Genomic DNA, 19,995 nt, shown 5'->3' on the forward strand with positions numbered 1-19,995 from the left:
TGCCGCCTGGACCGGCGCGTCGAAAAGAGGAATCGCCGCAACGCCTCAGCCGTCGCTGCCTACGCTCGTGCCGCACGGGAATGCGGCCCGCTGGCCAACCCGGGCCGGAAAGTGGAGTACTTCTCCGTGTTGCGCCCGGGTGACCGCGTGTCGCTCACCGCTCTCACCGTCGCCACAGCCCTGGCCGACATCGTGTTCATAGGCTGGCTGCTGCTGCCCGAACACGTCCCCGGCCCCGGGATCACCGGCGTCGGCAACGGCTGGCTGTTCCTGGCCCGGACCGGTTTCTGTCTGGTCATCGCTGTCGAGACGATCAAAGTCGTGCAGGCGGTGGCGATCTGGTTGTTCGCCTTCCGGGCGAAGGACCCGATCCCCATGGTGCCGCCGCAGGGGCTCCGGGTCGCCATGCTGACCACCATCGTGCCGTCCAAGGAGCCGATAGCCGTCGTACAGCGGACGCTTCGGGCCATGCTGGAGGTCGAACGCTGGGACTGCACCGTGGACGTCTGGATCCTGGACGAGGGAAACGACCCGACCGTACGCCAGATGGCGGCGCGCCTGGGGGTCCACCACTTCAGCCGCAAGGACCGGCCGGAGTACAACCAGCAGTCCGGCCCCTTCCGCGCACGGACCAAGTCCGGAAACCACAACGCCTGGCGCGCCGAGCACGAGAACAACTACGACGTGGTCGCCCAGATGGACCCGGACCATGTGCCGCTGCCGTGCTTCCTGGAGCGGACCCTGGGCTACTTCCACGACCCGGACACGGCGTTCGTGGTGGCCCCCCAGGTGTACGGAAACGCCTACGACAACTGGGTAGCCCACGGCGCCTCGGTGCAGCAGTACCTGTTCAGCAGCATCGTCGAACGCGGCGGCAACGGTCTGGACGCCCCCTTGCTGATCGGCACCAATCACCTCTACCGGGTCGCCGCATGGCAGCAGATCGGCGGCTACCAGGACTCGATCATCGAGGACCACCTGACCAGCATGAGGATCCACGGCACGGTCAATCCCGCCACCGGAAACGGCTGGAAGGGCGTCTACACCCCCGACGTCGTGGCCGTGGGCGAGGGCCCGACCACCTGGACCGACTACTTCAACCAGCAGCGGCGCTGGGCCTATGGCATCTGGGAGATCAAGCTCAACCCGAAGCTGAGGCAGGGTATCCGGCTCCGGCCCCGCCAGCGGCTGCTGTACGACCTGGTTCAGTTCTACTACCCGAGCGTCGCCATGAGCCTGGCGCTCGGCACCCTCGCCACCGCCCTGTACATGCTGCTCGGAGTTTCCTCCATCCAACTGCCCGGGCTCCCCTGGTTCCTGCTGTGGTCGGCGGGCATGGGCGGCTCCTTCGCCCTCTGGCTGTGGCTGCGCCGGTTCAACCTCGCCGAGCACGAGAGGCGGGAGATCGGCATGGCGGGCATCCTGCTGTCGCTCTTCGCCGGTCCTGTCTACATCGCGGCCGCGGCGAACGCCCTGCTGCGCCGGCCGCTGGCGTACGTGGTCACCGCCAAGGGCGAACTGCGCAGCACGGAGTCCCTGCGCACCTTCCGGCTGCACCTGATGTGGGCACTGCTGGCCGGGTGCCTGCTGATCGTCAGTTTCCTCAACAACCACGACTACACCGGCATGCGGATCTGGACGCTGCTGGCTCTTGCGGCCGGCTCGGCCCCGCCGCTGCTCGCGCTGGCGCAGGATGTCTCCACCCGCTTGCGCACCGCGAGGGCAGAGCAGTGAGGATCACCACGCCACGGGTGCTCGCGCTGCTGTGTGCCGCCCTGCTGTTCTGGTACACCTTCCAGGTGGCGCCGGGCCTGGCGGACCGCGAACGCCGAGCGGCGGCCGCGCGCGCCGATGCCGTGCTGCCGCCGACGACCGTACTGCCGGACGAGCAGCCGGCCCCGCATCCCACCGCCAAGCGGCCCACGGCCGCTTTCCCCGCCGCGGGAGCGGCGTTCATCGGCGTCTTCACGTCGGCGGGGGCCCATGACTTCACCGAAGCGGCCGCCTTCGCCCGGCAGACCGGGCACCGCCCGCAGGTGTACGAGTTCTCGGCCGACTGGGAGAGCGATCAGTTCGACGCCGATGCCATCAACCGCGTCGCCAGGCGAGGAATGCTGCCCCTGGTCGCCTGGGAGCCGTGGGACCACAAGGCCGAGGCCGAGGAACCCACCCTGCGCGGAGAGCAGTCCGAGTACCGGCTGTCGAGAATCATCCACGGCTCCTTCGATCCGTACATACGGTCATGGGCGCGGGGCATCAAGTCACTCCGCTACCCGGTGGCCATCCGCCTCGCCCACGAGATGAACGGCTACTGGTACCCCTGGTGCGAGCAGTCCAACGGCAACCGCCGCGGGGAGTACGTCCGGGCGTGGCGTCATGTCCACACAATCTTTGACGAGGTGGGAGCACATAACGCCCTGTGGGTGTGGAGCCCCAACGTCAGCTACGCCAACTCCACGCCGCTCACCCGGCTCTACCCGGGAGACGCGTACGTGGACTGGGTCGGCCTGTCCGGCTACTACGGCACCGTGGGCAAGGAGAACTACCAGTCGTTCGACCGCCTCTTCACGCCCACGAGGACCGAGATACGGCGCTTCACCCGTAAACCGCTCGTCATCACCGAACTCGGCGCCACGGACGCCGCCGGACGCAAAGCAGAGTGGATCACCGAGATGTTCCGCTCGCTGCCGCGCCACCGCGACATCATCGGCATCGTCTGGTACCAGGCGGTGAAGGAGATCGACTGGCGCGTGGGCACGTCCCGCGCATCCTCAGCGGCCTTCACGGCAGGGGCGTCGGCGAGCCGGTACCAGCAGAAGTGGGAGCCGGGTATGACGCCACGCGTTCGCTGAACCCCGAGACGTCAGAGCCGCACGATGACCAGGGCGGTGTCATCGGTGACACCGCCCGACGGAAGCAGCTCCAGCAGGAGGGCGTCGGCCATTGCCTCGGGGTCGGCTCCCTGGTGGCGGGCGAGGGAGTCGGCGAGACGGCGCATTCCGGTGTCGATGTCCTCACGCCGGCGTTCGATCAGGCCGTCGGTATAGAGGACGAGGGTTGCGCCTTCAGTGAAGCCCGCGGTGGCCTGCGGTCTGGGGACGTGTTCGAGGCGGGCGCCGAGCGGTGGGTCGGTGGCCTCGTCAAGGAACTGGACGGTTCCATCGGCGCGCAGCAGTGCGGGCGGCGGGTGGCCCGCACTGCTGTAGCTGATGGTCCGGTTGTCCCAGTCGATGAAGGTCTGCACGGCGGTGGTGTTCTCGGCACCGTCGACCGAGCGGGCGTACAGGCCGAGGACGTCCAGAGCCGGGGCGGGGCCGTCCGCAACGCGGGAGGCGGCACTGAGCGCGCTGCGGAGCTGACCCATGACGCAGGCGGCCGCCAGGCCGTGGCCGACGACGTCGCCGACCGCGACCCCGATCCGGTCGCCGGGCAGGTTGACCAGGTCGTACCAGTCCCCGCACACATTCAGGGCCCCGGCGGCCGGGCAGTAACGCACGGCTGTCCGGTGGTGCCCCATCGGGCTGGGGGCGGGCAGCATCGCCTGCTGAAGAGCCAGGGCCACCTCGCGTTCGCGGGCGTGGGCCTGGCGCAGACGTTCGTTGACCTCCTGCAGTTCGCGGGCACGGGTGTAGAGCTCGGCCTCCAGCACACGGGCGCGGTTTCCGCTGGGACCGCCGCGGGCGCGGATGAGTTCGGTGACCTCCTCCACCCGGTGCACGAGCAGGACGACCCTGCCGTCGGAGTCCTTCACGGGGGCATTGACCGGACTCCAGTACCGCTCCTCCCACTCGCCCGGCCGCTCCAGCGATGCGACGTCGTAGCGCTGCAACGCCATGGCGTCCCGCTCGCCGGTGGCCAGCACGCGCAGCAGCGACGCCTGAAGGTTCCGGGCACCGGTCGCGGCCGGGTTGTTCGGGTTGTCGGGAAAGACGTCGAACAGGTAGCGGCCCACCAGCTGCTCGCGGCTGCGGCCCGACACACGCAGGAACTCCTCGTTGGCGTCGGCGTACACGAGCTCCGGGGTCAGCAGCGCCACCATGCCGGGCAGGGCCTGGAACACCGCCGAATAGTCGATCACTGTGTCCGTCATCGTCCGCCCGCTTTCGCCGCCATCGTCTGGTTCCCTCACGATAGGAGCGCGCGGGGGCTGCGGCGGTGATCCGCTCGCCGAGAAACGGGCAGGTCACGGTCGCGGTCCGGCTCAGTGCTCTGCTCGGAGCCGCGCGGACTTGGTACTGCGCTGTCAACGGCTTCGGGCTGTTGACCTTGATCCGGTGTCCGGCCTGCTCACCGGCGGTTTCCCGGCCGCTCGCCCGACGGGCAACAGGAAACCCATCGACCCCGGTGCGCACCCGGCGACAGGCTGAAGTCGTCAGCACGCAACAAGACCTTCCCAGGGGGAATCGTGCGCAAGATCAAGATGATGAGGACCGCCGCGGCGCTCGCGCTCGCTGTCGGCACCATGACGACACTCACCGCAACCCAGGCCCAGGCGGCGAGCAGCCACGGGTGCCAGTCCGGGTACGTCTGCATGTACCCGGGCGCGGGCTGGAACAACGACCACCCGACCCACACGTTCTACACCTACGGGGCCCACAACCTCAGCAACATGTACGGGACATACCGCATCTTCAACAACCAGACCGGCGGTGCGACTGTGCGGACGTGCACCGGGTACAACGGCACGGGCTGTCAGGGCTACCTGCCGGCCGGCTGGTACATCGACAAGGACATGACGCCGATCAACTCGATCACCCTCCAGCCGTAGTTCCTCCCCGCGTGGACACCTTCCGGAGCCGCCTGACGGCGGCTCCGGAAGTTCGTGCATTCCTTGCGGCAACAAGAAACGAGGGTCCCTGCATGCTCCGCCGATCCGGTCTCATCGGCTCACTCATCGGATTACTGGCTTTCCTCCTCTGGGCGCCCACGTCCGCGGCCGCCTCAACCACCACCGCAGCCACGGCCGTTCGTACGGCCGCCGCCGGCGAGTGTGACGTCCTGGCGCCGGGAGCCTCCGCGGCGGCCGAGCGCGCCGTCGCCGCCGCGTGCGCGCAGGTCGCGGCCGACGTCTGGTACACGTGGGGCGGCGGCCACGGCCCGCAGCCCGGTGCCACGTACGGCCAGGTGGATCCCACCGACCCGGCCAGCGAGCACGATCCCGAGCGGCTCGGCTTCGACTGCTCCGGTCTCGTCCGCCACGCCTACGCCGAGGCCACCGGGTCCGACATCCTCAACGGCGTCGCCAGCGCCCAGTACTACACACATCGGGCGGCCGAACGCTTCACCGCCGCACAGGGCCTCGCCCCGCTGCTCCCCGGCGATCTTCTGGCCTGGGGCAACTCCCGGCAGCTGCACCACATCGCCATCTATCTCGGCGCGGGAAAAATGGTGGAGGCCAAGCAGTCCGGCACCAAACTCATGGTCAGCGACGTGCGGCTGAACGGCGATTACTTCGGGGCGGTCCGCGTCAACACCGGACCGGTGAGCGGGCACATCTTCCAGACCTGGGGCACCGGCGTCTGGACCAAGGCCCAGCCGTCCACCAAGGCCGCGCGCGTCTACGCCTTCCCGCAGGCCACGACCATCCGCGTCGAGTGCCAGAAGCACGCCGAACTGGTCACCTCCGACGGCTACACCAACGACGCCTGGTCCTACCTGCCCGACTACAAGGCGTGGGTCACGAACATCTACATCCAAGGGCCCGCGTGGCTGGACGGTGTCCCGACCTGCACCTTCTGACGCCGCGCGCTGTTCGCACCAGTGACCGTCACGGGGGTCGGCCACTGGTGCGAACGGCGTTGGACGACCACGCCACGTACACCGACTCGACTGCGCTACAGAGCGTTACGCGTCAGCCACTCGTTGGAGTCGTACGTATCCTTCGACGGGTCCGGTGCCGTGGCAGGGAGCTCTTGAACGGTGTCCTCCAGACGGATTGGCTCCGGCAGACTGCCGAACCGAGCACGACGCGCCATCTCGGCGGCATCCTGAACGTCCTTCTTCGTATTCGTCATCCTGTCCCTTCCCTCACTGCCGTAACGTCGTGCTGAGGATGGGTGTTCCGCACTGCCGGGAGGACAGGCAGGTCCGGCTGTGGGACGTTGAGGGGGTAGATGAGATTGCGGCCGAAGGACAGAGGCAGGCCGGTGGCTGATGCCCCGGGCATGGGGAGCCATTCATGACCACACCGCGGGACCTGTTGATCATTGCCGTGGACAGGGCGTCCGGTCGGCCGGTGGAGCAAGGCGATCTCTCCCTTGCGCTCGCAGGAGCCGAAGTGATCGACCTCCTGGGCGCCGAAGCCGTCAGGCTGGACGGCGATCACCTCGTGCCGAGCCTCCGGCCCGCGATCCCCGATCGCCTGCTGGATGAGGCCGCGTCGTCCATTGCCGTCGAAGCACCGTACGAGTCGGTCGACGACTGGCTGTGGCGCCGGGGGCGCGGACTGTCCCCGGCCTATCTGGCCGCCCTTGAGACGGAAGGGCAGTTCACTCAGCCACGCCGCCACCGCTGGATGCCCTCCCGGAACAGCGCGACGGAGCTGCTCGATTCGGCTGCCCGCCGCCAGGCGGAGGAACGCTGGTCATCAGGTGATCCCGTCCTCGCGGCCCTTGCCGCGGCCGTCGGGATCCGCGACGAGGGGACCACTGACCTCCCGAGCGTGTCCGACGACGCGGTGGCGACAGTGCTCGCCGCCGTCCACGACGCGGTAAGGGAATTGGACGGCGAACGGCAGCGGCGAGTCATCGAGGACGCGGCTTTCGACAACATCTGGCGAGGCGAATGACGGCGGCGCGTCAGTGTTCTGCGTTCCTCGGGCGTCGAACGCTGCCGCGTCTCACGGTGCCCGCTTCTTCATCCAGGATGTGTCTTCGCCGCTGTGCCCCAGGGAACCAGCCTCCCAGGCGCGCGCATCGCGGCGGGCATCCCGTACATCCCGCGACATGACTGTTCCGTCGCGCATCTGCCTCCTGCGGCGTCGCGCTCTCCAGTCGATCCAAGAGGCCAGCGCGAGAAGCGACAAGAGGGGCACCAGGAAGAACCACATAACCCTGATCGTGCCGTGAAGCAGCAGGGTTTACCAGGCACCTCGCCCCGATCCGCCACGTGCAGCAGCGCCGCCAGGTGGAGCGGCGGCGCTGCTGACGGACGGCTCTCCTGCTCTACGGCAGGCTGTGGACGTGCGGTCCGACGGCATTCGACCAGGCACTGCCCGCAGCCGCGTCCCAGTTCGTGGACCACGTCATCGCGCCGCGCAGCCCCGCGTAGGTCTTCGACGGCTTGAACGATCCGCAATTGGTGCCCTGCGTCAGGCAGTCGAGCGCGTTGTTCACCACCGACGGCTCGACGTAACCGCTTCCCGCGCCCCGCGTTGAGGCGGGCACGCCGATGCCGACCTGGGACGGGTCGAGGCCGCCTTCGAGCTGGATGCAGGCGAGGGCGGTGAGGAAGTCGACCGACCCCTGCGAGTAGACCTTGCCGTCGCAGCCCAGCATCGAACCGCTGTTGTAGTACTGCATGTTGACGACGGTCAGGATGTCCTTCACGTTCAGTGCCGTCTTGAAGTACTCGTTCGACGTCGACTGCATGTCGATGGTCTGCGGCGCCATCGTCAGGACGAAGCCCGAACCGGCCTTCGCAGACAGCGACTTGAGCGCCTGTGTCATGTACGTGGAGTTGAGACCGTTCTCAAGGTCGATGTCGACGCCGTCGAACCCGTACTCCTGCATCAGTCGGTACGCCGAGTCGGCGAAGGCCCTCGCGGAGGCGTAGTCGTTGACGGCGACCGCGCCCTTCTCGCCGCCGATGGAGATGATCACGGACTTTCCGTCGGCCTTCTTCGCGGCGAGGTCCGCCTTGAACTGCTCGACGGTGTATCCGCCGAGGCCGGCCGAGTCGAGGTTGAAGGTGACCTCGCCGGGCGTGCTCGTCGCATCAGCGAACGAGACCGCGATGATGTCGAACTGGTCCTGGACCTCCGCGAGGGTCTGGACGGTCGCCCCGTTGTTGAAGTTCTGCCAGTAACCGGTCACGGCGTGCGCGGGGACGGCGGCGGGCGCCACCGAGGTGTCGCGGGGCGCCGAATCCTCCGTCGCATGGGCGGCGGGTACGGCGATACCGGCGGCCGCGAGAACGCCGACGGCGAGCATGGCTTTCAGCGTGCGGGGACGTACTTTCCTGTGCACTGCATGGCCTCCGTGGGGGGAGAGCACACCGCGGCACGCGGAAGGCGCACTGCGTGAACGCGCGGCGTGAGTGGGGGGATTGCACATCGGAACGGTGGCCACCGCTGGACGTACAAGTTGGTCCAGACCATTGGTCGCTGTCAAGGCCCCGCGCGCGATCCCGGCCGCATTTTTCGATGCCGGCTGCGGCATCCCGGCGGGTGGCGACGTCACGGTCGCCACCCGCCGGAGATTCTCCGTGCGGGTCAGGTTCCGGGCTTGCGTCCGTAGACGGAGACGTCGTCGCCGTTGCGGAGCAGGCTCCAGTACTTGGCTGCGTCGCTCTTGGTCATGTTCACGCACCCGTGCGAGCCGGGCGGTGCCCAGACGCTGATGCCCACGGAGTGGAAGGCCTGGCCGCCGTCGAAGAACTGGCTATAGGGCATCGGCACGTTGTACAGGCTCGACACGTGGTCGATGTCCCGCAGGTAGATCTTCTTCAGGCCGGTGCGGGTCTCGTAACCGTCGCGGCCGGTACGCACCGCCACCGGTCCGTACACCAGCTTGCTGCCGTCCTGGATCCAGCTCAGCTGGAGCGTCAGGTCGACGCAGGCGATGCGGCCCTTGTTCACCGGGCACTTGCCGGCCTTGTTCGGGTACTTCCCGACGGCCTTCTGCTTGTTCATCAGATCCATGACGCCCCAGGTGATGGGGCCCGCAAGACCGGCGTTCGGGCTGATCGAATGCTTCGTCTGGAAGGCCTGGATCGCCTTGCAGTCGGCGGCCGACTGCTTTCCGTCCACCGGGCGTCCGAGGAACTTCTCGACCTGCTTCTGGTACGGCCCTGTCCGCGCCGTACACGACGCCGCCTGAGCGGTCGTGGTCCCCATGGCCAGAGTGAACGGGGTCACCAGCGCGGTGATCCCGAGTGCGACGACTCCTCGTCGGCGAATGTCCCCCACGTCTGTCGGCTCCTTGTCCGTGCGTAGTCCGAGTTCCGCCTGGTAGACGGCCATGGGGACCCGGTAGTTGCACGCGAAAGGAAGACGGTTCCGTAACGGCCGCAAGGGAAGGTGGTGCCGGGGGACGCGGCCGCCGTCCGCTCCGATCGGCCTCCGCTTGACGGCAGGAGGCTTCCGGCGTAGTCCGGGATGAGGGGGCGGATCAGGAGTTCCGAGAGGGTTTCGAGAGGAGTCCGATCATGCTCGGCGATCTGCTCGGCGAAGAACTGGGCGAGACCACCGCGATGCGTGTCCTGCCCAGCGACAACGGCCAGCCCGCGATGGAAGTCTCCTTCCAGGCGGTGGGCACGCTGCTGAACGCGGCGGTCAGGGACATCGGGACGTACGAGTCGTTCGTACGGCCCGACGGCGCGCTCGTCGGCGACGGCCAAGGGATCATCATGACCAATGAGGGAGAGACGGTCACCTGGCACGGTCAGGGCGTCGGTCACTTCACCGACACCGGCGGAGTGAACTGGCGGGGCGCCATCTACTACGAGACTGCCGCCGCCAAGTTCGCGGACCTCGTAGGGGCCGTGGGCGTGTTCGAGTTCGACACGACCGAGGAGGGAAAGGTAGCGGGCAAGGTCTTCGAGTGGAAGTAGCCCCCGCGGCCGACCCGCCGTGGGCGCGGGAGGTCTGCCAGGACGCGTCCTTGTAGCGGCGTGATGTCTGTCCGACCGGCCGTCCGGCTCCGCTTCACCCCTACGAGGCCTCGCGCACCGCGGCCTCGGTAAGGGTCGTCGCGGTTCGTACGGCGCTGGCGACGGCCTCGTCGGGGGCGAGCCCGCACAGATCGGTGAGGCTGAACAGGGCTTCCGCGCTGACGACCACCGCGAGGTCCCGCTTCAGCTGGGCGAACGCGTCCGGATCCGTCGCCCCCAGCGTGCCCTCCAGGGGCAGAAGCGCGTGGTCGATGAGGCCGAAGCGGATGCCGGGCCGCTCCCTCGCCGCCTCGGGGCGGGTGATGGTGGCGGCGATCATCGCGCGCACCGCGCCCTGGCGGACGAGGATGCCGCGGAGCAGGAACTCGCAGGCGAAGGCGACGCGTTCGACGGGGTCGCGGGAGTCCGCGACCGGGCGGAGTGCGTCCGCGGGGGCGGGCCACACGCCGGAGAGGGCCTCGCCGATCAGCGACGGGAGGTCCGGGAAGTACCGGTAGGCGGTGGCGTCGGAGACCAGGGCCGCGCGGGCGATCGCGGGCATGGTCACTTCGCCGCCCGCGCCGATGAGCTCGCGGGCCGCATCGACGATCGCCGTGCGCGTGCGCTTCTTCTGGTTGCTGCGGCCGGTGTCCGTCTGTGTGGTCGCCATCGGTACGTCACGTCCCCTTTCCCGCTCATTCTGCCGTCCCTCCGCGGGCACCTTATCACCGCTCACTCTCGTCGTGAGAGTTCACTTGCATAACGAGAGCTGGCCCCCTAGTCTCGTGAGAGCAAGCTCTCACGAAGGACGTGAAGGACGCGAAGGAGTCGGCAATGAACGAGGTTTCCGTGGTCGGCCCGGACGGCGGCGAGACGATCCGCCTGGGCTCGATCCAGATGCGCATCCTCGAGGACGGCAGCACCACCGGACACCGCATCGGGATCGGTGAGATCACCCTCGCCCCGCGCACCCAAGGTCCGCCGCAGCACCGTCACGCCCAGCACGACGAGGGCTTCTACGTCGTCTCCGGCACCGTGCACTTCACCGTCGGCCAGACCACTCACGTCGCCCCGGCCGGCACGCTCGCGATGATCCCGCCCGGCGCCCCGCACACCTTCGCGAACCCCGGCGACGAGCCGGCGGTGATGCTCAACACCTTCACGCCGGACCTGTACGTGCAGTATTTCCGCGACCTGCGGGACATGATCGCCGGCGGCCGGGAGATGAACGCCGAGTCGACCGCCGAAGTGATGAGCCGTTACGCCACAGTTCCCGCCACCGACTTCGCCTGACCGCCCAGCCCTCTGACCGCACAGATTCTGACCACACAGCTTCTGACCGCCCAATCTTCTGTTCGCCCAACCCCCTTGAGGACCTCCATGACCAGCACCGTCCACACCCTCTCCCTCGCTTCCGGCGACCTCGACGTCACCGTCGACGACCAGGGGCAGGGCCACCCCTTCCTGCTGCTGCACGGTGGCGGCGGCCCGCAGACTGTCGCGCCGTTTGCCGGGCTGCTCGCCGAACAGCGGCCGGCCCGGGTCATCACCCCGGTCCACCCCGGCTTCGGCGGCACCGCCCGGCCCGACTGGCTGACCGACGTCCCCGCCCTCGCCCAGGCCTACATACGGCTGCTCGACGAACTCGGCCTCACGGACGTCACCGTCGTCGGCAACTCCATCGGCGGCTGGATCGCAGCCGAACTGGCCCTGCTCGGCAGCGACCGGATCAGCAGCGTCGTCCTCGTCAACGCCGTCGGCATCAAGGCCCCCGGCCACCCCATCGCCGACACCTCCTCCCTCACCCCCGCCGAGCTGTCGCGGCTCGCCTTCCACGACCCCGCGAAGTTCGCCGTCGACCCCGCCACCCTCCCTGAGGCCGCCCGCGCCGTCATGGCCGCCAACCGCGCCGCACTGCAGGTCTACTCCGGGCCGTACGTCATGGAAGATCCCACCCTCCGCGAGCGGCTGGCCAAGGTCACGCACCCGGCCCTCGTCGTGTGGGGAGAGAGCGACGAGGTCGTCGACGCCGCATACGGACGCGCCTACGCGGCGGCCATGCCTCAGGCCCGGTTCGAGCTGCTCCACCGCACCGGGCACATGCCCCAGATCGAGACTCCGGAGCAACTCCTCACCGTGGTCCGGGACTTCGCCGACTCGCACGCCACGAACCGGCCCTGAAGGGAAGCGCCCGTGCACCGACCCCGCCACGGCCGACGGACGTTGGTCCTGGCCGTCTGCTGCCTGAGCGTCCTGCTCGTCAGCCTCGACACCACCATCCTCAACGTCGCCCTGCCCTCGATGCAGCAGGACCTTCACTCCTCGGTCTCCGGCCTTCAGTGGACGCTGGACGCGTACACCATCGTGCTGGCCGCGCTGCTGACCCTGGCCGGCTCCACGGCCGACCGCGTCGGGCGGCGACGGATCTTCCAGCTCGGTCTGGTGCTCTTCACCGCTGCTTCAGCGCTGTGCAGTCTGGCGCCGACCACGGGGTGGCTGGTGGTCTTCCGCATGGTGCAGGCGGTCGGCGGTTCCATGCTCACCCCGGTCGCCATGGCCATCCTCACCAACACCTTCCCGGAGCCCCGGGAACGGGCCCGGGCGATCGGCGTGTGGGGTGGAGTGGTCGGCATCAGCATGGCGGCCGGGCCGGTCATCGGCGGCGTCCTGGTGCAGTCGGTCGGGTGGCGGTCGGTGTTCTGGCTGAACGTGCCGATCGGCCTGGCCGCGCTGGTCCTCACCGCGCTGTTCGTCCCCGAGTCCCGCGCGGCACGGGCCCGCCGCGCGGACCCGGTGGGGCAGCTGCTGGTGATCGTCCTGCTCGGCGCGCTGACGTACGCCGTCATCGAGGCCCCCGGCAAGGGCTGGACCTCACCGCTGATCGTGGCCTGTCTGATCGCGGCGGCGGGCGCGCTGGGCGGGCTCGTACCGTACGAGAGGCGGCGCGCCGAACCGCTGATCGACCCGCGGCTCTTCCGCAGCGCGCCCTTCAGCGGGGCCACCCTGACAGCCCTCTTCGCGTTCGCGGCACTCGGCGGCTTCCTGTTCGCCAACGCGCTCTATCTGCAAGGGGAGTTGGGGCTGAGCCCGCTGGAGGCCGGGCTGCGCATGCTGCCGATGGCGGTGCTGTCGCTGGTGTGCCCTCCGCTGTCCGGGCGGATCGTGGGCAGCCGGGGCCCGCGGGTGCCGCTGCTGATCGCCGGTGCCGGTATCACCGCCAGCGGTGTGCTGGCCGTGCTCGTCACCCGCTCGGCCCACCCCTCGTACGTCCTGCTGGCCCTGACGTACGCGCTGTTCGGACTCGGCTTCGGCTTTGTCAACGCACCGATCACCGACACGGCGGTCGCCGGCCTGCCGCGCGACCGGGCGGGGGTGGCCGCCGCGGTCGCCGCGACCAGCCGGCAGGTCGGCTCCGCGATCGGCATCGCGGTGATCGGTGCCGTGGTCGCCGCCGGGGCGAGGACCGCAGCCTGGTGGATCATCGCCGGGTGCGGACTTGCCGTCCTCGCCCTGAGCGCCGTGACCGCCGGCCGCCGCTCCCCCGGCGGCGCCGGGCGTGTCGCCGCCGGGGGACTCCGAGCAGTCAATGCCTGTTCCGCTTGCCGGCAGGTAAGTCCCGGCGGCCCCCAACCGGGGCCCGCCAACCGAATACCCGATCAGTGCGTCTCTTGCGTCCGAGGCACATAGAGGGCGTGAGCAGGAAAGAGGTGGCGGCATGTTGGCTGCTCTGTTGTGCGGGGCGGCCGCCGTGCTGGTCCTTGGGGCCGGGCTGCGGGAGACCGTGGTGGTACGGCGGCTGCGGCAGCACGGGACGCGTACGCAGGGCGTCGTGGTCGACAACGTGCGGTCCAGCGACACCGAAGGCCCGACATGGGTGCCGGTCATCGCCTTCACCGACCTGAACGGCCACCGGGTGGAGTTCGCACCGCGGGCCAGGGGGACCGGGATGGGGCTGGCGACGGGGCGCGGGGTGGAAGTGGTGTATCTGCCGCACGACCCGCAGACGGCTCGGGTGCTCATGTGGCGGCACACGGTGGGGCCGGCGGTGTCCCTGCTCATCGGCGGCCTAGTCTTCCTGGGCGTCGCTGTGTGGATCGTCGTGGCGGGCTGAGGGTTCGGACCGCGACGAGTACCGCCGCCGGACCGAGAGCGGGCGCTCACTGTGCGCGGATGGCGTCCGCGGGCGGCGTACGCAGTGCCTGCCGGGTGGGCAGTTCGATGGTGAGGAAGGCCGTGACGGTGACCGTGAGCGCGAGCGCGGGCAGGAGCCAGACGGGGCCCGCGGGCCAGGGGCGGCCGAGGAAGCCCTGGCCCAGGAGGGCGAGGGGCAGCGCGGACAGCAGCAGGGCTGTGGTGAGCGCGGTGGCGTTGGTCACGGCGGCCTCGCGTCGCATCATCGCGCGGACCTGACGTGGTGTGGTGCCGTTGAGGCGCAGCGCCCCGATCTCGACCCGGCGCTGAGCGGTGGCGGCGACGAGCTTGTTGGCAATGCTGAGCAGGAGGTAGACCAGCAGGACGACGATGGTGACCAGGTTGATCCACACCTCGGGCGGGGCGTCCTTCAGGCTGCCGACGGAACCGGCGTTCGTGTTCTCGAGTGTCAGGCCGGGGCGGGACCCGGCGAAGGCGGTGAGCCCCTGCAGGGCCTTGTCCGTGCCGTCGGTGCGGATGAGGATGCTCTGGTCGAGGCCCGTCGTCGTGTGTCCGGCCGCCAGATCCTGGGAGAGGACGACCGTGCCGAAGCCGAGGCCGCGGGCGTAGACGGCGACGACTGTGGCGTCGACCCGTACGCCGTCACCGAGGACGAGGCTCACCCGATGGCCCACCCCTGCGGAGCGCGAGCGGGCGACATCGCTGCTCACGGCGATGGTGGCGCCGCTGAGACGGTCCAGGCCGCCCTCCCGTACGTCGAGGTCGAGGACATGCGACGCCTCCGGCGTGAGGATCATCGCGGAGCCGGACTCGGTCTCCGTGTCGCCGAACTGCTTGTAGGGCCACACCACGGTGGTCGTGCCGACCGGGGCCGCCGCCTGTACACCGGCCGTCTTGCGTACGGCGGCGAGCGTGCCGTCGGGCAGTCCGCCCAGACCGGGCGCGCTCAGGCGCTGCTGGCCGAGCGTGCCCGTGCGGGTGTCGTGCGCGGTCGCGGCCAGCACGGTGGTCTGGGTGAGGGTGTACGTCAGGACGAACACGACCGCCATGGCCAGGGTGCTGACGATCCCCGCGTTGCGCAGCGCGTAGGCGCGGACGTTGGCCATCGCCAGCCAGGTCGGGGCGGAGACGCCGGAGCGTGTGCGCCGGGCCGCCGCGTTCCCGATGCCCCGGACAAGGGCCGGGCCGGCCAGAGCCAGGCCGATCGCCCCGAGGATGCCCGCGATGGACGTGGCCGTCGCGCCGATGACCGTGCGGGAGAAGAGCGGCAGGACCGACATGGTGCTCGCGGCGACGATGACCAGCAGGCCGATGCGCGTCCGGATCCTTGACGGGTTGCGCGGCTCGCTGCGTGATTCGGCGACCGCTTCGGTGGCCGGCATCCGGGAGGTGCGCCATGCCGAGCCTCGGGCCGAGATCTGCACGGCCACTGCCATCAGGAGGACCGTCGCGAGGGCGGGCAACGGGCTGATGGCCAGGGGGAGTTCGGACGGGATGACCCCTCGGTCCGCCAGCAGCCGGCGGAACTGCCCGGCAAGCAGGTAGCCGAGCGCCACGCCTGGTACGAGGGCCACGGCCGCGACGACGGTGGACTGGGCGGCGGCCAGGCGGCGGATCTGCTTCGGGGTCGCGCCGACGGCCCGCATCAACGCCAGGTCCCGGCGCTGCCCTGCGATCGACACGGCCAGCGCGCTCGCCATGACGAAACCGGTGATCAGCAGGATGATCCCGGCGAGCGAACCGGCAAGGAGGATCAGCAGCGAGCGGGACGCACCCGCGCCGGGCGACACGAGATCCCCGCGGCCCGCGCCGGTCGTCACCTCAAGGCCCGTGCCCTTCAGCTTCGTACGGACTTCGGCGGCGACCCGTTCCTCGGCGCCGTGTGCGGTACGCAGGCCGATCAGGTCGACGGTTCCCGCGTGCGGGCCGCCGTCACGCCCTGCCAGTCGTACGGCCGTCGCATCGGCGAAGAAGACACCGGCGCCCGGCGCGTCGACCACCGCCGAGACGCGGTAACCGGCGGCGGGCCGGGCGCCCGCGACGACCTGGACCCGGTCGCCCACCTTCACCCCCGCCACTGCGGCGGTGGCGCTGTCCACGGCGACCTCGCCGGAACCGGCCGGGCCGCCGCCGTCGGCGTGTGTCCCGTCCAGCAGCCGCGTCGAGGACCAGCCGTGCCCCGCCGCATGGGGATCCCCGGCCGACACGACCTGTCCGTGGGCGTCGACGAGGGCGGCGGGGAAGCTGATGTCGCCGACCGTCGCGGTGACACCCGGCAACTCGGCCAGTTCACCGACCAGTCGGGCCGGGACCCTACGACGCTCCGGAAGCGCGATCGGCAGGTCCCCGACCGGATGGAACTCCTGGTCTGCCGCGACCACGACGGCCGCGCCGCCGAGACGGCCGGCGGGCAGGTGGGAGCGCAGGCCGGACTCGGCAAGTACGCCGGTGCCGGTGATCAGGGCCGCGCCGCCGAGCACCGCGCAGGCCACGGCGATCAGCGCGGTGATCCGGTGCCTGACCATCTGTATCGCGAGACGAAACATGACTCAGACCTCTCCCAGCGCGACGAGACGGCGGGCCAGTTCGGGGGCGGTGGGTGTGTCGAGGGCCTCGACCACGCGGCCGTCGGCCATCACCAGCACCCGGTGCGCGCGGGCGGCGGCCGCCGGATCGTGGGTGACCATCACCACCGTCTGGTGGAGTTCGCTGACGAGATCCCGCAGCAGGTCGAGAACTTCGTGGGCGCTGCGCAGATCCAGCGCGCCGGTCGGCTCGTCGGCGAACACGACGGCCGGCTTGGCCACCAACGCCCGTACGACTGCGGCTCGTTGCTGCTGGCCGCCGGAGAGCTCGGCCGGGCGGTGGGTCAGCCGGTCGGCAAGACCGACCCGCTCCACCAGGGTCCGCACCCAGTCGCGGTCCGGGGCGCGGCCCGCCAGCCGCAGCGGCAGCGTGATGTTGTCCTCGATGCTGAGCGAGGGGATCAAGTTGTACGCCTGGAACACGAAGCCGACGCGTTCCCGGCGCAGTTCGGTGCGGCGGGTCTCGTTCAGGCCGCCGATCTCGTGGCCGTCGATGCGGACGCTCCCCGACGTCGGGGAGTCCAGCCCGGCGGCGCAGTGCATCAGCGTGCTCTTGCCGGAGCCCGACGGCCCCATCACGGCGAGGAACATGCCGCGTTCCACGGTCAGTGACACGTCGTCGAGGGCGCGTACGCCTCCCGGGTACGCCTTGCTGACCCGGTCCAGGGAGATGGCGGGCGCGGGCATGTCGTGTGCGGTCGCCGCCGCGCGGCGGGTCCGGGCGAAGGCGGCGTTCATCGACGGCCTCGCAGATTGCGCACGACGAGGGTCCCGGCGCCGAGGACGGTGACCGCGCCGCAGGCCAGGTGCACCCAGGTGTCGGCATTGCCGTAGGAGGCCGCCATGTTGGAGACCGCGCTGATCACCACCACGATCCACAGCAGCGTGCGGACGACCTCCCCGCGGGTGAGGGCGGGCGACGGCGCGCCGTGCGTGTGGTCGGCGGGGGTGGCGAGGCGGTAGGGGTCCGTGGTCGTCATGGGGGCTTCCTCCCAGGGTGCTGAGCGCTAGGGCGTGTTTCAGAAGTAGCGCCGTCCGCCCGCAGGGCGGGCCCCGCGGCGTCTGGTGCGTGCAATCGCAAGGCGGTGGGGGCACCCCCGGACGAAGTCTGGGGGAGATCGCCCTCGTACTGGACGTACTTGGGCGACTCCGACAACACCGCGAGTGCGCGTGCCAGGCGTCGCGGGGTGGGGGCACCTCCCAGGCGTAGCTCTGGGGGAGCGACTTCTCAAACACGCCCTAGGGTCCGTTGCGGTCCGGCTGTCGTCACCGACGCTATGGATCAGCACCCCTCCCGGCCGATCCCGCAGACCGCCAGGTTCGAGGTACAGCAGGCTGTACTCCCCCTCCCCTCGGCTGACGGCAAACAGGCGTGCGGCATAAGGTCGTTCGCAAAGCGGAGGGAAGGACGGCGGATGGCGATCCAGCAGGACGCGACGGCCGGTGACCGGCGAGAGGGTCTCAAGGACACCGTCGTACGGACCACGAGTGCCGCGGGCGCCGGGATCGGCCAGCTCGCCTCCGGGCTCAGTACCGCCCTGCCGGCCCTGCTCCTGCTGCTCTGGCTGGCCCTCACCGCCGTGGCGAGCCTGGTCGGGGTGGGGCTGCTCATGGCGCCCGCCGTACTGCGCGCGCTGCACGCCCTGGCCGGCCGGGAGCGCCAACGGCTCGGCCGCTGGGGTCCCGATGTCCTCGCCCCGGAACCTCCGCCGACGCAACTGCGGCTCGCCCTCCTCGACCCCACCGCCCGACGGGAGCTGCGCTGGCTGGTCCGGCACGCCACCCTGGGGTTCTTCCTGGGGTTCCTCGGCGTCCTGCTGCCGATCTCCGCCGCGCGCGACAGCCTCTTTCCGCTGTACTGGAAGCTCATGCCCAAGGACACGACCGCCACGTCCGTGGGGCTCGGCAACGCGCACTCCTGGCCGGACGCCCTCGCCGTGGCGATGCTGGGCGTGGGCTGGATCGCCATCATCCTGGGGCTCACGCCCGGCATGGCCCGGCTGCAGGCCCGGCCGGGACGGCGGCTCCTCGCGGCCGGCCCCGACACCGACCTGTCCCTGCGCATCGCCGAGCTCACCGCCACGCGCGCCGCGGCCCTGGATGCCCACGCCACCGAACTGCGCCGCATCGAGCGCTCCCTGCACGACGGCACCCAGAACCGGATCGTCTCCGTCACCGTCCTGCTCGGCGCCGCCCGCCGCATGGTGGCCCGCGACCCCGCGGGCGCCGACGAACTCCTCGAACGCGCCCAGTCCGCCGCCGAGCAGGCGCTGGCCGAGCTGCGCACGGTCGCGCGCGGCATCCTGCCGCCGGTGCTGGCCGACCGCGGGCTGGCCGGCGCGCTCGCCGGTCTTGCCGCGAACTGCGCGGTGCCCTGCCGGATCGACGTGGAGGTCCCCGAGCGGTGTGCCGCCTCCGTCGAGGCGACCGCCTACTTCATCGTGGCCGAGGCCCTGACCAACATCGCCAAGCACAGCGGCGCGGAACACGCCACCGTCACGGCGCGCAGCCGCGGCGGCCGTCTCCACCTGTGCGTCGAGGACGACGGCCGGGGAGGCGCGGACGAGGACGGCGGCTCCGGACTCACCGGCATCCGCCGCCGGATCGCGGCCCACGACGGCAACCTCTCCCTGGCCAGCCCGCCCGGCGGCCCGACAACCCTGAAGGTGGATCTTCCATGCGGATCGTGATTGCCGAGGACGACCCGTTGCTGCGCGAGGGGCTCGCCCTCCTGCTGCGCGCCGAGTCCCTCGACGTGGTGGCCACCGCGGGCACCCCCGACGAGGCGCTGGACGCCATCGACGCACACAAACCGGACGTCGCCATCCTCGACGTACGGATGCCGCCGACCCACACCGACGAAGGGATCGTCGCGGCGGTCGAGGCCCGGCGCCGGCGGCCCGATCTGGCGGTCCTCGTGCTGTCCGCGTACGTCGAGCAGACCTTCGCCACCGAGCTGCTCACCGGCGGTGTGGGCGGCCTCGGCTATCTGCTCAAGGAGCGCGTCGGACGGGTGGAGGAGTTCCTGGACGCGCTGCGGCGGGTGACGGCCGGGGGCACCGCCATCGATCCCGAGGTCGTCGCGCAGCTCTTCACCCGCTCCCGCCAGGACACCCGGCTCGACCGGCTCAGCCCCCGCGAGCGGGACGTACTCGCCCTGATGGCCGAGGGGTTGGGCAACACCGCCATCGCCGAGCGGCTCGTCGTGACCGAGGGCGCCGTCCACAAGCACATCCGCAGCATCTTCGCCAAGCTCGACCTGTCCCCCACCGACCGGGTGGACCGCCGGGTCGCCGCCGTCCTGCGCTATCTGGAGGATCTCCGCCGGCTGGCATGAGCCGAGCCGTGAACACGACCGGGGCGGTACAGCAGGCTGTACCGCCCAGTGACCAGCTGGCTTGATCGTGGTCCGGGCGTCTTCTTTCTACGTTGGTGATCGCACCGCTCG

19 protein-coding genes are annotated in these 19,995 nt (G+C 70.3%); 12 read left to right on the top strand and 7 right to left on the bottom strand.

Annotated elements, in window-relative coordinates; translation table 11 throughout:
- The first annotated feature begins 147 nt into the window (after positions 1-147).
- Complete coding sequence (locus OG741_RS03240; RefSeq protein ID WP_405594917.1) at positions 148-1,734, top strand: glycosyltransferase family 2 protein; 1,587 nt, start codon at positions 148-150, stop codon at positions 1,732-1,734.
- On the top strand, positions 1,731-2,852 hold the full coding sequence (locus OG741_RS03245) for a glycoside hydrolase family 26 protein (RefSeq protein ID WP_405594919.1): 1,122 nt from the start codon (positions 1,731-1,733) through the stop codon (positions 2,850-2,852). Before OG741_RS03240 ends, OG741_RS03245 begins: the two co-directional genes overlap by 4 nt.
- A gap of 11 nt (positions 2,853-2,863) precedes the next feature.
- Here the strand turns inward: OG741_RS03245 and OG741_RS03250 are convergent, their stop codons facing one another.
- A complete protein-coding gene (locus tag OG741_RS03250; RefSeq protein ID WP_405594921.1) occupies positions 2,864-4,090 on the bottom strand; it encodes a PP2C family protein-serine/threonine phosphatase in 1,227 nt (408 codons plus the stop codon).
- A gap of 315 nt (positions 4,091-4,405) precedes the next feature.
- On the opposite strand from OG741_RS03250, the gene OG741_RS03255 reads away from it, so the two are divergent.
- From OG741_RS03255 to OG741_RS03265, 3 genes are all read left to right on the top strand, one after another.
- Positions 4,406-4,768 carry a hypothetical protein gene (locus OG741_RS03255; RefSeq protein ID WP_266485540.1) on the top strand — a complete coding sequence of 121 codons (363 nt, stop codon included), beginning with the start codon at positions 4,406-4,408 and terminating at the stop codon, positions 4,766-4,768.
- A gap of 92 nt (positions 4,769-4,860) precedes the next feature.
- Positions 4,861-5,739: a C40 family peptidase gene (locus tag OG741_RS03260; protein ID WP_405594923.1), complete on the top strand. Its 879-nt coding sequence runs from the start codon at positions 4,861-4,863 to the stop codon at positions 5,737-5,739.
- Between the two features lie 439 nt (positions 5,740-6,178).
- A complete protein-coding gene (locus tag OG741_RS03265) occupies positions 6,179-6,787 on the top strand; it encodes a GPP34 family phosphoprotein (RefSeq protein WP_405594925.1) in 609 nt (202 codons plus the stop codon).
- A gap of 376 nt (positions 6,788-7,163) precedes the next feature.
- Here the strand turns inward: OG741_RS03265 and OG741_RS03270 are convergent, their stop codons facing one another.
- Positions 7,164-8,150 carry a chitinase gene (locus OG741_RS03270; RefSeq protein ID WP_405594927.1) on the bottom strand — a complete coding sequence of 329 codons (987 nt, stop codon included), beginning with the start codon at positions 8,148-8,150 and terminating at the stop codon, positions 7,164-7,166.
- Positions 8,151-8,431: 281 nt separating this feature from the next.
- Positions 8,432-9,127, bottom strand: a complete 696-nt coding sequence (locus OG741_RS03275) for a L,D-transpeptidase (RefSeq protein ID WP_405605361.1) — start codon at positions 9,125-9,127, stop codon at positions 8,432-8,434.
- A 239-nt stretch (positions 9,128-9,366) separates the two neighbouring features.
- Here OG741_RS03275 and OG741_RS03280 point away from each other — a divergent pair, with 239 nt between their 5' ends.
- The gene (locus tag OG741_RS03280; protein WP_405594929.1) at positions 9,367-9,771 is read left to right on the top strand and encodes a hypothetical protein; all 405 of its coding nucleotides are present in this window, start codon (positions 9,367-9,369) and stop codon (positions 9,769-9,771) included.
- A 100-nt stretch (positions 9,772-9,871) separates the two neighbouring features.
- Here OG741_RS03280 and OG741_RS03285 read toward each other — a convergent pair whose 3' ends face one another.
- Positions 9,872-10,480, bottom strand: a complete 609-nt coding sequence (locus tag OG741_RS03285) for a TetR/AcrR family transcriptional regulator (RefSeq protein ID WP_405594931.1) — start codon at positions 10,478-10,480, stop codon at positions 9,872-9,874.
- Positions 10,481-10,644: 164 nt separating this feature from the next.
- On the opposite strand from OG741_RS03285, the gene OG741_RS03290 reads away from it, so the two are divergent.
- From OG741_RS03290 to OG741_RS03305, 4 genes are all read left to right on the top strand, one after another.
- Positions 10,645-11,103, top strand: a complete 459-nt coding sequence (locus OG741_RS03290) for a cupin domain-containing protein (RefSeq protein WP_405594933.1) — start codon at positions 10,645-10,647, stop codon at positions 11,101-11,103.
- Positions 11,104-11,190: 87 nt separating this feature from the next.
- Entirely contained in the window at positions 11,191-11,991 is an 801-nt protein-coding gene (locus tag OG741_RS03295) for an alpha/beta fold hydrolase (protein WP_405594935.1), read from the top strand.
- A 12-nt stretch (positions 11,992-12,003) separates the two neighbouring features.
- Positions 12,004-13,497 (top strand): MFS transporter, encoded by a 1,494-nt coding sequence (locus OG741_RS03300; RefSeq protein ID WP_405594937.1) that lies wholly within the window; start codon positions 12,004-12,006, stop codon positions 13,495-13,497.
- Positions 13,498-13,525: 28 nt separating this feature from the next.
- A complete protein-coding gene (locus tag OG741_RS03305; RefSeq protein ID WP_405594939.1) occupies positions 13,526-13,921 on the top strand; it encodes a DUF3592 domain-containing protein in 396 nt (131 codons plus the stop codon).
- A 46-nt stretch (positions 13,922-13,967) separates the two neighbouring features.
- Here the strand turns inward: OG741_RS03305 and OG741_RS03310 are convergent, their stop codons facing one another.
- Genes OG741_RS03310 through OG741_RS03320 form a run of 3 tightly spaced genes read right to left on the bottom strand, consistent with a single transcriptional unit; the run spans position 13,968 to position 17,527 of the window.
- Complete coding sequence (locus OG741_RS03310) at positions 13,968-16,508, bottom strand: FtsX-like permease family protein (RefSeq protein WP_405594942.1); 2,541 nt, start codon at positions 16,506-16,508, stop codon at positions 13,968-13,970.
- A gap of 3 nt (positions 16,509-16,511) precedes the next feature.
- The gene (locus OG741_RS03315; protein ID WP_405594945.1) at positions 16,512-17,285 is read right to left on the bottom strand and encodes an ABC transporter ATP-binding protein; all 774 of its coding nucleotides are present in this window, start codon (positions 17,283-17,285) and stop codon (positions 16,512-16,514) included.
- Complete coding sequence (locus OG741_RS03320) at positions 17,282-17,527, bottom strand: hypothetical protein (protein WP_405594947.1); 246 nt, start codon at positions 17,525-17,527, stop codon at positions 17,282-17,284. Before OG741_RS03320 ends, OG741_RS03315 begins: the two co-directional genes overlap by 4 nt.
- A 435-nt stretch (positions 17,528-17,962) precedes the next feature.
- Here OG741_RS03320 and OG741_RS03325 point away from each other — a divergent pair, with 435 nt between their 5' ends.
- Entirely contained in the window at positions 17,963-19,237 is a 1,275-nt protein-coding gene (locus OG741_RS03325; RefSeq protein WP_405594949.1) for a sensor histidine kinase, read from the top strand.
- Complete coding sequence (locus OG741_RS03330; RefSeq protein WP_405594951.1) at positions 19,225-19,884, top strand: response regulator transcription factor; 660 nt, start codon at positions 19,225-19,227, stop codon at positions 19,882-19,884. Before OG741_RS03325 ends, OG741_RS03330 begins: the two co-directional genes overlap by 13 nt.
- The last annotated feature ends 111 nt before the right edge of the window (positions 19,885-19,995 follow it).

This window comes from Streptomyces sp. NBC_01410 (assembly GCF_045040195.1).
Lineage (GTDB): Bacteria > Actinomycetota > Actinomycetes > Streptomycetales > Streptomycetaceae > Streptomyces.